Origin of the sequence: Thiocapsa sp., from assembly GCF_035467215.1 — a bacterium.
Lineage (GTDB): Bacteria > Pseudomonadota > Gammaproteobacteria > Chromatiales > Chromatiaceae > Thiocapsa.
Window position 1 is genome coordinate 1 of the sequence record NZ_DATITZ010000173.1, and the last position, 10,325, is coordinate 10,325.

Genomic DNA, 10,325 nt, shown 5'->3' on the forward strand with positions numbered 1-10,325 from the left:
GACCAGCACGATCGTTCGTGCCGACGGTGCCTGTTTGCGCACGGCAGCGAGAAGGACGTCCAGGTTGCTGACATTCGCACCGGCGTAGTTGTTGCCGAAACCGTAGAAGAATTCCGCCACGATCCAGTCCGGCGTCATGGACTTGAGTGCCTGCAGCGCCTTGCGTTGCGAGGCGAGCTTGACCTGCGTGATGCCGATGCGCTGGTAGAGCGCGTCGAATCGGGGATGGTTCGGGGATTCGATGATCGAGAAGAGCGTGGTCATGCGGCCAACCATCTTGCTGCACGGAAAGTCTTCAACGCTGCCGGAGACTGTCGAATCGTGCAAGTCGGCGCATACGTTGATCGCACAGCGGCCACCGATACCAGTGCACGCTGCCCCTCGGTTTACCCGCGTAAGAACCTGGATAAGGCTCTGGCCGATGCAAACCTCAGAAGAACTTGATAACCTCGACAGAAAACTCTAAGTTAAGTGTATATAATTAGATTACTCCATATCTGGAGTCTATGATGATGAGTGCACTCCCACATCCCCAAACCGGTTTCGATCCCGAGCGACTCTCCAGTGCCGCCTTGCAGGCATTCTTTAATCTTTCCGAACGCTGGGGGCTCACGGCCGCTCAGGAGCGGATTTTGCTCGGCAATCCGCCGGAGTCGACCTTCTTCAAATGGAAGGCGGAGAAGACGGCCCGGCGGCTTGGGCGGGACGCCCTGGATCGCATCAGTTACCTGCTGGGTATCGCCAAGGCGTTGAACATCCTCTTGCCGTCGCCGCGTGCGGCCGACGAATGGGTGAAGAAGCCCAATACGGCGCCGTTGTTTCATGGGCAGTCGGCGCTGGAGCGGATGCTCGGCGGCAGCCTGATCGATCTAGCGGATGTGCGGCGGTATCTCGATGCTCAGCGGGGACTCTGATCCGCAGCGCCCGCCCCGTTGCGATCTGGACTGGACGCACCAGTACCGCATCGTCTCTTCGGAGTTTCCGCCCATCAACCTCTTCGAGACGCTGGTGGAGCCGGACCTGTTGGACGAGTTGTTCTATCTCGAAGGGCTGACCAACGAGCGCTTGCGCGACGAGGCCGGGGATATCGCACTGGTCGATCGCGAAGATCGTGTCTGTGGTCCCGGCTCGACGCCGGTGATGGCCGCGTTCACGCACATCGGCGTGGCCAGTCGATTCAGCGATGGCAGCTACGGCGTTTATTACGCGGCCAAGACCCTACACACGGCAATCGAGGAGACGAGTTATCACCGTGCCCGGTTCCTTGCCTACACGCGAGAGGATGCCGGGGAGATCGACATGCGAGTCTACGTGGGTGAAGTGGCGAAGCCCTTGCACGATGTCCGGAGCGCGCACTACGACCATCTGCATAACCCTGTCGATTGGCGGCCATCTCAAGCCTTTGGCTTGGCGATGTGCGCGGTGCGGTCCTGGGGGATTGTCTATCGGTCGGTGCGCGACCCCGGAGGGGAATGCATCGCCGCGCTGCGGCCACCCGCAGTCACCATCCCTCGGCAGGGTCCCCACCTTTCCTATGTCTGGGATGGCACCCGCATCGTGCGAGTCTACCGCAAGACCCTGATCCAGTTAACGTGACAGCGTCTCTTGATCGGCTGAGGGCGCGGCTCGGGCGGTTCGTTCGGCGTTTCCGACTTGCGCCTCACGGTCGCGTCACGGCGATCTTCGTCGCGGACGGGGCAGGGGGGCCGATGCTTGCCTGCGAGCAGACCCTCGCGATCGTCGACCAAGGGTTGGCAGAGGACCGCTATGCCTTGGGCCGTGGCTTTTGGCGCCTTACCGACGGGTGTCAGGTCACTCTGATTCTGGCCGAGGACTTGCAGCGCGCTGAACGCCGGCATGGACTGCCGCTCGACGCCGGACAGCATCGTCGCAACCTGGTGGTCTCCGGGCTGGTCGGGGTCGAGCTACGGGGCCGCAGCCTGCGGATCGGCGAGGCGTTGTTGACGTGGCATCGGGTGCGCCCGCCCTGCGGGTATCTGGATCGGGTTGCCGGCACCGGCATGGCCAAGGCGCTCGGGCGTTACGGCGGGCACTGCCTGCGCGTGCACGAGGGCGGGCTGATTCGGATCGGCCACCCGGTGTCGGTACTGCCCCGAGAGTAGGTGGAGTGTCGGCTTAGCCGCCGGGGATTCGCCTGGTCCGGCCCCCGCTCTCGATCGCTGCTTCCTGCACGCGATCGGCCTGGGTGTCGCATCCTCGGGAGGACACGATGCGACACGCGATACCGTCGATTCGTACCGTCACTTTGACGCTCGGCTGTGCCGGCGCGTTCGAGCAGCGTCCATGACCGCGGATTGCACGGTCATCCGTCGGCCATGCTTCAAGCTCCGAGCGGTCCCCGGTCGATCGCCGAAAGGTCCCGATTCACCTCGAAGAGCTTGGCGTTGACGTGCGGCACACCAAAGCCGACGAGCCGCTCGGCGTGCATCGCCAGATAGGCTTCGGCGCTGGGCCGGTCGTTGAAGAAATAGATGCCGCCGGCCTCGCCCGTCTCGGGGTTCTCGGTCCAGATCTTCCAGAGCAGGCCGGGCTCTTGTGCGATGGATTGGGCAAGGCCCTGCATGGTGGCGCTCATCTCGGCGCCCCAGGGGCCCTGGAAGGGGAAGTCGATCTGTAGGAGGATGGGCATCGGGACCTCTCGTTGTCGGTGGCGAGTGAGTCCAATGAGTCTTCTGCAAGGTTGCTTTGCCGGCGGCGGCGATCCCCAAGACAGAGTTGGACGATCTAACCTTATTCGTTGGTCGTTTGCACTCCGACACCGGCCGATACATATCGACTTGGTTCGCACGGGAGAGCACGGCAATGGGACGGAAGTTCGCAGCACTCTCCGAGCACCACATCCGCTTCATCGCCAACTTCAGCAACGCGAGCGCCGGCACCGACTCGACCAGCGCCGCGAGCCCCGCCTCGCCCAGATCCGTGAACCGCCGCCCCGCATGCTCGCGTTCCACCGATCCATATCGGAACGGGGCATATAGCACCCCGTTGAGTTTGAGCGCACTCCCGAGGCGCAGCAGCACCTCGGGCAGCTCCGCCGGCGACACATGCAGCGAACTCGCACAGGTCCAGACGCCGTCGAATGCGTCCCGGTCGCCTGCGGCTTTTGATCGGAAGGGAATGCATCCGGCGCTTGACGAGATCGATCCCCGACACCGCGATGTCTCGCACGCTGCTATTCTCTGCCATCGTTCCACTCCGCGATCCCGGTTGACGATGCGTCGAGCGCATCGCGCATTCTGCCTGCTCAGTGCTTGTCTGGGAGAGGCACGGACCAACCTCCATCACGTGCAGCCGGCCGGCTCGTCTGCCACGCGTGTGGCCGGCGAGGCCGGATTGCCTGCTTGTTCACTGTCACCCTATGAGGTATCCGATCGATGTTCATCGCCATGAATCGGTTTCGCATCAACCGGGGCTTCGAGGCCGATTTCGAGCGCCTCTGGCGGCAACGCCAATCCCAGCTCGCGCAGGTGCCGGGCTTCGTGACCTTTCGGCTCCTCAAAGGGCCGGAGGACGAAGAGACCACGCTGTACGCCTCTCACACGACCTGGGCCTCGCGTGGTCACTTCGATGCCTGGCGTGAGTCCGAGGCGTTCCACAAGGCCCATGCTCAGGCGAAGGCGCCTCAGGGAACCTATGCGGGCCATCCCGTGCTGGAACTGTTCGACGTAATGCTGGAGGAGCCCGCTGCCGGGGTCTAAGCAGGCTGAGAGCGAAGCCGGATTGAGTGTCGAACCCCGCCCGCACATTCGGCGGGGCCATCAAGACCGATCGGGAGGCGCCAACCAGCGGTTGGCAAATGGGCCATCACCGGCGCAGACGCTCGTCGATGTCCCCGCGGCCCGGGATGGGATCGAGCCCGAGGAGGTCGGTGGAGGTAGTCGCCGTGAGCGTGGCGACTGCCGTGCGTCTCGCCAGCGGCTGGGTCTGGGTGCTACGTCGAAAAGACATTCTTGTTGTCATAGCAAATGGCGTTTAGAGTGAAGCCAAGTGGCGTTACTCGTGGAGTATCCGGTTATGACGAACACTGCGACCGGGATCACGGTCCCGACGCATCCCCAAGCAGCCGATCTCTTGAAGGTCTTGCAGACTCCAACACAGCAGCTGATCGAGCGCGTGCGCCGTGGCCTGCCCTTCACCGAGCTGGAGGCCCTGCGCGAACCCTTGGGCCTGTCGCTGCAGGAGCTGGCCGCCTATGCCGGCATTCCGAGCCGCACCCTGGTCCGGCGCCGTCAAGCCGGTCGTCTGGACCCGGCCGAGTCGGAGCGAGTGCTGCGCATCGAGCGACTCTTGGCCCTAGCGACCGAGATGCTGCGAGACGTCGAGCGTGCCCGGGACTGGCTCAAGTCGCCGAAGACCGCGCTCGCGGGTTTGCGTCCGCTCGACTACGCGGACACGGAAGTCGGTGCGCGTGAGGTCGAGCAACTGATCGGTCGACTACGCCATGGGGTCTTTTCTTGAGATGGTTTCGTCTGCTCGACGAGGCGTATCTGGAGACGGCCTTCACCGGCGAAGGCGCGCGGCTCTTCGGCGGGCGCTGGAATTCACCCGGTGTTTCGATGGCCTACGCGGCCCAGTCGTTGTCGCTTGCCCAGCTTGAGCTGCTCGTCCACTTGGAAGCTGAAGACGTCTTGCGTGGACACTGGCGCTACATCGCACTTGAGGTGGTCCCCGAAGCCATTTTGGCGTGCGAGCTCGTGGCCGAGCTGCCTTCCGATGACACCGCCTGGCCTGCTCCGGCATCGACGCGATCGATCGGCGACGCATGGGTCGCATCAGGCGTCTCGGTGGGGCTGACTGTGCCCAGCGCCGTGACGCCCGGCGAGCGCAACCTGATCCTGAATCCCGCCCATCCCGGCTTCGCCGCCGCCGTGGTGATCGGCGAACCGCGAAAATTGGTCATGGACCAGCGCCTGCTCAAGGACGCGCCGACTTGAGACCGGCTTGAACGCCTCGGCTCAGCTGCGGCCCTTGGGTGTCGCCCGGCGTGGTTGCCCACCCCCGTCGCGAGGCGGAGGATCACGAGACACGGGGCCCTTGGCTGATCGAAGGCGCGATTCGCGATGCCGGCTGAACGTCGACTGTCGTCGCACTTCAGTCGGCGGGCGCGCTGTATCCGTTCCGACTGGAAGGCTCCCTCCCGTTCGTGATCTCCATGTCCGCGAACAGATCCGACTGCACGTGCGCCCGCGCCCAGCCGGAGAGAGCCAGACCGATCAGCCGCAGTGCCCGACCGCCATGCATAAAGGCCCGTCACAGGACCCACGCCTTGCCGAACGGGTCATTGCCCGTGATCAACGCAGATAATCGATGGAGGGATCAACATGAGCGTTGGACAGAACACGCTGGATTGGCTGCGAACCGACCTGTTCCAGGTCGACGCGGCCTGGTCGGAGGAGACCGCGCGCGGGTTCCGCTGGTGGCCGCATCGGCAGGCGCAGACGCTGGAGGTCATCGGCCGGGAAGCCAGGCCGGACGGTGCGCCGGCGGCTCTGGTGCTGGTTCGCACCGAGCTGCTGCGCGACCTGGATCTCGACGAGGAGGTCTTGGCGGTGCTGCAGGCGGTCACGCTGCGCACGGCTGGCATGGCTGGTCCAGTCTACGACTCGGATCGCCGCACCCTGGATCTCTGCACGCTGGTGCGGGTGTACGCCGACATCGACGGCTGGATGCGGCGTCTGATCGGCCTGGCCGCCATGCTGCAGATCCGTGATGCCGATCGGGGCGCGGCGGCTATCGCCGAGGCGGTTGGCGCGGCGCCCGCCCGGAGTGGCCATCCCGAGCGGGGAGCGCGCGCGGAGCCGGATGCGCTGATCGCCGAGGCCCTGCTGCGACTCGATGCCGAGGGCCGGGCGGCGTCACGCTGGCCGGGCGATGAGCTCGCGCGCTTCGCCGAGGTCTATCTGGATCAGTCCCCTGCCCTTTCGGGATCGGGGGACGCGACGGGCTTCACGGTGGAGTTCCCTCATGGCAAGCGCGCCTCCTCACTCTGCGAGGTCGCCACGGATCAGACCCACCCCTGGTATGGCAACGGCCTGGCGTTGCGGCAGCGCTTCCCCGTTTCGGTGACATCGGACGTGGAGGGTCGGCACCTGGCGCTTGAGCTGAACGCCCGCGCCCTGAGCCAAACCCCGATGGGCTACGGATTCGGCAGCTTCGGCTATCAGGATGGGGCGCTCGCGTTCCAGGCATTCTTCCCGAACCCGGCCTATCGGTCGGGGTTGGTGACGAATCTCTATCTGTCGTGCGCCGAGCGGGCGCGGATGCTGTCGGTGCTGCTGACCGGGGTGGATTGGACGGAGGCGTCGTTCGATCCGGAGCGGGCATCGGTGAGTGGTTGATGAGTCGGTTGGAGGGCTAGTGAAGAGCGATTGGGACCCACCATCCCGCCTATTGTGAACTACCCTTCGTCGTGTCATCGAACCGCTCAGACAATGATAGGGACTGCCTCATGCTGCTCAGCGATCGCAAACCCCGTTCCACTTTGGCCGGATTCCGGCTCGTTCCCACGCTTCTGCTTGCCGGAATGCTCTGCGGTCCTTGTGCTGCGGTCCGGGCGGAGGGTGCTGGCCCCCCTCCGGTCGATGCCTGTGCGCTGCTGACCAAGGCGGATGTCGATGCGGTGTATGGCTCGGTTGTCGGCGAGCCCAACGGCAAGGAGCTCGGCAGCGGGCCGTTTTGGGTGTCGATGTGCAACTACGACAACGCCCATACCGACGCGCCGATGCTCAGTGTGGGGCTCTTGGTCAAACCGCATGGCGCTGCTGACCCGGCGCAAGCCTACGCAGACTACGTGGACGAGTTGCGTCGCGAGCTCGGAGAGGCGGCTGTTCCCTTACCGGTCGAAGGTCTTGCCGGACCCGCCGGCTGGGATGCGGATACTGGTCAGCTCGCGGTGTTCGTTGGCCCGTACCAGGTCATCCTGACCAGCTTGGGGCGGTTCGCCGGCGACCGCCTGAGCCTGGCGAAGCCGCTCGCGGAGCGCGTGGTGGGGCGCTTGCCCAAGCCGTAAATGGGACCGGTTTTGGCCCCGAATGCCTGTTCAGGCAGTGGTCATAGTTCGGACCGACCACGGTCTTCGGGTTGCGCAACATGGGCCCGATTTGGGCCCGGACAAAAAAGCCGGCGCGAGGCCGGCTTCTAAGTTTCTGATTGTATTGGTGGGCGCAGGTGGGATCGAACCACCGACCCCTGCCGTGTGAAGGCAGTGCTCTCCCGCTGAGCTATGCGCCCGGATCAGCGGCGCAATTTACCAGGCAAGGTTGGCGTGGTCAACGCCGCCGAGGCGGCGCGAGTCGCCGGTGTCGCTCACACGGTCTCGCGTGATCGGGTTCCCCGGGCTAAAGTGGCGTGTGCGGATTCGGTCCTGTCCCGTGGGATCGATCCATCTCGCGAATGCATCGGATCGCGAATGGAGCGCTTTGCGGTCCAACGCATACCTCCACCGTCGGTGCAGTCGTCAAAATCAGTCGCTATCGAGGCCAAATGTCCGCTGATAATGTGTTTTTCGTTCCCGTCAGGGATCTGTGTCAACGCGATGTCGTGACCTGCGAGCAGGATGAGTCGCTGGTCGTCGCCGCGGAGATGATGAGCGAGCGAAACATCTCGAGCATTGTGGTGTGCTCGGATCAGGTTCCGGTCGGGATGGTGACCGACCGTGACCTGCGCAACAAGGTCGTGGCTCGGGGGCGGGATCCCGGCGCGCTGCGCGTGAGCGACGTCATGAACAGTCCCTTGGTGACGATCGGCGAGGACGACTATCTTTTCGAGGCCCTTCACCTGATGAGCCGCAGACGAATCCACCGACTGTGTGTGTTGGATGCGAGCGGTGCGCTTTGCGGGATCGTCACGGATACCGACGCACTGCGGCTGCAAAGTCGCTCGCCCCAGCAGTTGATGAAGGAGATCGAGGAGGCGGCCAACGTCGATGATCTAAAGATCCTGCACGAGAAGCTGGAGAAGCTCGTTGTGCACCTGTCGGGCACGGGCGTTGCGACGAAGGATCTGGTGCAGACGGTGGCGCATCTGAACGACCGCATCCTGGTGCGTCTGATCGAGTTGGTGCGCACCGAGCGCTACCCCGATCTCACGGACCGCTTCGCCTTCCTCGCACTGGGGAGCGAAGGCCGGCAGGAGCAGACACTCTCGACCGATCAGGACAATGCGATCGTCTACGCGGACGATATGACGGCGGACGAGCGCGCGCGCCTCGCGGCCTTCAGTGTCGACTTGATCGACCATCTCATCGGGATCGGCGTGCCGGCGTGCCACGGCGGCATCATGGCGAAGAACGAGGCGTGGCGGCGCAGTCTCTCCGAGTGGAAACGTGTCCTCGAGAGATGGCTGCGGACCCCCTCGCCCGAGAACATCCTCTCGGGCAGCATGTTCTTCGATCTGCGCACCCTTTACGGAGACGCGAGCTTCGAGGCCGAGCTGAAGACCCACATCACGGCGCAGTTGCGGGCCAATAATCTGTTTTTGGCACACAGCGCCGCCAATGCGGTCGGTTTCAAGCCGCCGCTGGGGTTTTTCGGGGGAATCAAGCCGGAACGGCATGGGCCGCACCGCGGCAGCATCGAGCTGAAGAAGGCGGGCATCTTTCCGATCACCGAAGGGGTCAAGGCAATGGCCCTGCAGGCGGGCGTCGGCGACGGCGGTACCCGCGGCCGTGTGTTCGGCTTGCGGGAGGCCGGGATCCTGCGTGCCGAGCAAGCCGAGAGTCTGATCGCGGCCCTGGATTTTCTGGTGACCTTGCGGCTGCGCGCGCAGCTGCTGGCGCTCGAGGAAGGCCGCGAGCCGAACAATTATCTACCGCTTGAGCGGCTGAATCGGATCGAAGAGGGACGTCTGAAGCTTGCGCTCGAGGAGGTCGGCCACTTTCAGGGCTTCTTACGAAGCCGGTTTCATCTCAATCAGATGGGGCGCTGAAGCGCGACTCCGAGAGAGCTTGTTTGGGTTGCGGGACGATGCGGCATGGGCCGAGCTCGGTCTGGATGGCGGCGGGGCCGATGACGAGGGGGCGACTTGCATCGCCCCATAACACCCGGGGCAGACAACCCTCCGCCCTCGCCGCCACCCAACTCTATGACGCCATTGCGCCGGGTTCGGGCTGACCCGGCACGCACACAGGACTGATTAAATGCTCAGTTGGACCGACCGCGTTCCGCTTTACCTCTTCGTCATCGCCGCCTTGACCCTTGGGCTATCACCCTTCGCCCCGGAGCCGCATCTTTGGGAGAAGCTGAAGATGCTGGCCGACGGGACATTGGGGAAGCCGATCGACATCTTCGATCTCGTGCTGCATGCAACCCCGTGGGTGTTGCTCATCCTGAAGGTCACGCGTCTCCTGACGCGCGGACAAGACCCGACGCCTCGCTGAGGCGAAGCCAAGCGCGAAAGACCGCGACGAAGATCCGCCGCGACTCCTCGCCGATCCCCGGTGCACCGGATTCCCGAGGTCCGGCACAGTTGAGCACCCGGACGTGGTTCGCGATCAGCCAGTCGGCAATCGCAGGGACATCGATCGGCGCCGACAGGTCGCGCGCCAGCAGGGGTTTGCCGAGTCGACGCGCCAGCTCCGCGGTCAGGCGGGTGCCGCCGGTCATGGGGCCGCGATGCAGGATCAGGGTCGCGTCGCTGTCGCGGACGTTCCACTCGGTGCGTTCCGCATAGTCGGCGCTCGGGGTCTCGCGCAGCGGATAGTGCTCCGGGATAGGACCGTCCTCTGCGCGACGCGCGAGTGGACACCAGCCGCCGATCGGCAGACCCAGTGTGATGGCCGCGTCCAACGCCGCGCGATCGACACCCGTCTGGCCGCCCGAGACCACCCGGACGCCCACCGCGGGCACGCTCGGCTCAGGCCCCTGGCCGGCCTTGCGTGCCGCCAGCAGGTCCGCGTCCCGCCGGGCGAAGTAGAGATCCTCCTCGGCCTTTTCCTTGAGCTTGAGCTTGTCGACGAATCCGGTCATGGGCAAGACTCCGGTCGGTTCGCGATCAGGACGGCGCGCACGGGCGCCGGGTGTCCCTCGATGGTGCGGCTCGGATCGGCCGGATCCAGATGATCGAGCAACGACTGAAAGCGCATCCAGTCGGTCGAGCGCTGCTCCTGTGGGCCGGTACGGGTGACGTCGACGACACGAATCCCGGTGAACCCGCAGCGACCGAGCCAGACCGCGAGCGCATCGGCCGTCGGGATGAACCAGACATTGCGCATCGCGGCATAGCGTCCCGAAGGGACCAGCAATCCCTCGCCCTCGCCTTCCAAAACAAGGGTTTCCAGCACCAGCTCGCCGCCGGGGCGCAACAGT

Annotated in this window: 15 protein-coding genes and 1 tRNA gene; 10 read left to right on the forward strand and 6 right to left on the reverse strand. The window is 64.7% G+C overall.

The features are described 5' to 3' along the window. On the reverse strand, positions 1–264 hold a 264-nt coding region (locus tag VLR48_RS09560), incomplete at its 3' end, for a hypothetical protein (RefSeq protein ID WP_325291562.1). Positions 265–512: 248 nt separating this feature from the next. Between VLR48_RS09560 and VLR48_RS09565 the strand changes: the two genes are divergently transcribed. The 3 genes from VLR48_RS09565 to VLR48_RS09575 are packed head-to-tail and all read left to right on the forward strand — an operon-like array spanning position 513 to position 2,123. Further along, on the forward strand, positions 513–914 hold the full coding sequence (locus tag VLR48_RS09565) for an MbcA/ParS/Xre antitoxin family protein (RefSeq protein ID WP_325291563.1): 402 nt from the start codon (positions 513–515) through the stop codon (positions 912–914). Continuing rightward, positions 877–1,596, forward strand: a complete 720-nt coding sequence (locus VLR48_RS09570) for an RES family NAD+ phosphorylase (protein ID WP_325291564.1) — start codon at positions 877–879, stop codon at positions 1,594–1,596. Before VLR48_RS09565 ends, VLR48_RS09570 begins: the two co-directional genes overlap by 38 nt. After that, positions 1,593–2,123 (forward strand): MOSC domain-containing protein, encoded by a 531-nt coding sequence (locus tag VLR48_RS09575; RefSeq protein WP_325291565.1) that lies wholly within the window; start codon positions 1,593–1,595, stop codon positions 2,121–2,123. Before VLR48_RS09570 ends, VLR48_RS09575 begins: the two co-directional genes overlap by 4 nt. 218 nt (positions 2,124–2,341) lie before the next feature. Here the strand turns inward: VLR48_RS09575 and VLR48_RS09580 are convergent, their stop codons facing one another. After that, positions 2,342–2,650, reverse strand: coding sequence for a monooxygenase (locus VLR48_RS09580; RefSeq protein ID WP_325291566.1), 309 nt, complete (start codon positions 2,648–2,650; stop codon positions 2,342–2,344). A 757-nt stretch (positions 2,651–3,407) separates the two neighbouring features. On the opposite strand from VLR48_RS09580, the gene VLR48_RS09585 reads away from it, so the two are divergent. Continuing rightward, the gene (locus VLR48_RS09585; protein WP_325291567.1) at positions 3,408–3,719 is read left to right on the forward strand and encodes an antibiotic biosynthesis monooxygenase; all 312 of its coding nucleotides are present in this window, start codon (positions 3,408–3,410) and stop codon (positions 3,717–3,719) included. 106 nt (positions 3,720–3,825) lie between these two features. On the opposite strand, the gene VLR48_RS09590 is transcribed toward VLR48_RS09585, so the two are convergent. Next, positions 3,826–3,969 carry a hypothetical protein gene (locus VLR48_RS09590; RefSeq protein WP_325291568.1) on the reverse strand — a complete coding sequence of 48 codons (144 nt, stop codon included), beginning with the start codon at positions 3,967–3,969 and terminating at the stop codon, positions 3,826–3,828. A gap of 66 nt (positions 3,970–4,035) precedes the next feature. On the opposite strand from VLR48_RS09590, the gene parS reads away from it, so the two are divergent. The 4 genes from parS (at position 4,036) to VLR48_RS09610 (ending at position 7,030) form a co-directional block, all read left to right on the forward strand. Further along, the gene (parS, locus tag VLR48_RS09595; protein ID WP_325291569.1) at positions 4,036–4,479 is read left to right on the forward strand and encodes a type II toxin-antitoxin system Xre/ParS family antitoxin; all 444 of its coding nucleotides are present in this window, start codon (positions 4,036–4,038) and stop codon (positions 4,477–4,479) included. Further along, positions 4,476–4,955 carry an RES family NAD+ phosphorylase gene (locus VLR48_RS09600; RefSeq protein ID WP_325291570.1) on the forward strand — a complete coding sequence of 160 codons (480 nt, stop codon included), beginning with the start codon at positions 4,476–4,478 and terminating at the stop codon, positions 4,953–4,955. Before parS ends, VLR48_RS09600 begins: the two co-directional genes overlap by 4 nt. Positions 4,956–5,342: 387 nt before the next feature. After that, the gene (locus tag VLR48_RS09605; protein ID WP_325291571.1) at positions 5,343–6,359 is read left to right on the forward strand and encodes a hypothetical protein; all 1,017 of its coding nucleotides are present in this window, start codon (positions 5,343–5,345) and stop codon (positions 6,357–6,359) included. 110 nt (positions 6,360–6,469) lie between these two features. Further along, entirely contained in the window at positions 6,470–7,030 is a 561-nt protein-coding gene (locus tag VLR48_RS09610) for a hypothetical protein (protein ID WP_325291572.1), read from the forward strand. A 146-nt stretch (positions 7,031–7,176) separates the two neighbouring features. On the opposite strand, the gene VLR48_RS09615 is transcribed toward VLR48_RS09610, so the two are convergent. Continuing rightward, a tRNA-Val gene (locus VLR48_RS09615) sits at positions 7,177–7,251 on the reverse strand. 252 nt (positions 7,252–7,503) lie between these two features. On the opposite strand from VLR48_RS09615, the gene VLR48_RS09620 reads away from it, so the two are divergent. Together VLR48_RS09620 and VLR48_RS09625 are read left to right on the forward strand one after the other, a co-directional pair. Beyond that, positions 7,504–8,946: a DUF294 nucleotidyltransferase-like domain-containing protein gene (locus VLR48_RS09620; RefSeq protein ID WP_325291573.1), complete on the forward strand. Its 1,443-nt coding sequence runs from the start codon at positions 7,504–7,506 to the stop codon at positions 8,944–8,946. Between the two features lie 211 nt (positions 8,947–9,157). After that, a complete protein-coding gene (locus VLR48_RS09625) occupies positions 9,158–9,397 on the forward strand; it encodes an RND transporter (protein WP_325291574.1) in 240 nt (79 codons plus the stop codon). On the opposite strand, the gene VLR48_RS09630 is transcribed toward VLR48_RS09625, so the two are convergent. Further along, a complete protein-coding gene (locus VLR48_RS09630) occupies positions 9,354–9,986 on the reverse strand; it encodes a putative molybdenum carrier protein (RefSeq protein WP_325291575.1) in 633 nt (210 codons plus the stop codon). The genes VLR48_RS09625 and VLR48_RS09630 overlap by 44 nt on opposite strands. After that, on the reverse strand, positions 9,983–10,325 hold a 343-nt coding region (locus VLR48_RS09635; RefSeq protein ID WP_325291576.1), incomplete at its 5' end, for a DUF1698 domain-containing protein. The genes VLR48_RS09635 and VLR48_RS09630, both read right to left, overlap by 4 nt.

Coding starts and splice junctions, on each gene's coding strand:
- VLR48_RS09590 (WP_325291568.1), bottom strand. CDS start 3,969: ATGTCTTTTCGACGTAGCACCCAGACCCAGCCGCTGGCGAGACGCACG.
- VLR48_RS09605 (WP_325291571.1), top strand. CDS start 5,343: ATGAGCGTTGGACAGAACACGCTGGATTGGCTGCGAACCGACCTGTTC.
- VLR48_RS09565 (WP_325291563.1), top strand. CDS start 513: ATGAGTGCACTCCCACATCCCCAAACCGGTTTCGATCCCGAGCGACTC.
- VLR48_RS09585 (WP_325291567.1), top strand. CDS start 3,408: ATGAATCGGTTTCGCATCAACCGGGGCTTCGAGGCCGATTTCGAGCGC.
- VLR48_RS09570 (WP_325291564.1), top strand. CDS start 877: ATGTGCGGCGGTATCTCGATGCTCAGCGGGGACTCTGATCCGCAGCGC.
- VLR48_RS09620 (WP_325291573.1), top strand. CDS start 7,504: ATGTCCGCTGATAATGTGTTTTTCGTTCCCGTCAGGGATCTGTGTCAA.
- VLR48_RS09610 (WP_325291572.1), top strand. CDS start 6,470: ATGCTGCTCAGCGATCGCAAACCCCGTTCCACTTTGGCCGGATTCCGG.
- parS (WP_325291569.1), top strand. CDS start 4,036: ATGACGAACACTGCGACCGGGATCACGGTCCCGACGCATCCCCAAGCA.
- VLR48_RS09625 (WP_325291574.1), top strand. CDS start 9,158: ATGCTCAGTTGGACCGACCGCGTTCCGCTTTACCTCTTCGTCATCGCC.
- VLR48_RS09580 (WP_325291566.1), bottom strand. CDS start 2,650: ATGCCCATCCTCCTACAGATCGACTTCCCCTTCCAGGGCCCCTGGGGC.
- VLR48_RS09630 (WP_325291575.1), bottom strand. CDS start 9,986: ATGACCGGATTCGTCGACAAGCTCAAGCTCAAGGAAAAGGCCGAGGAG.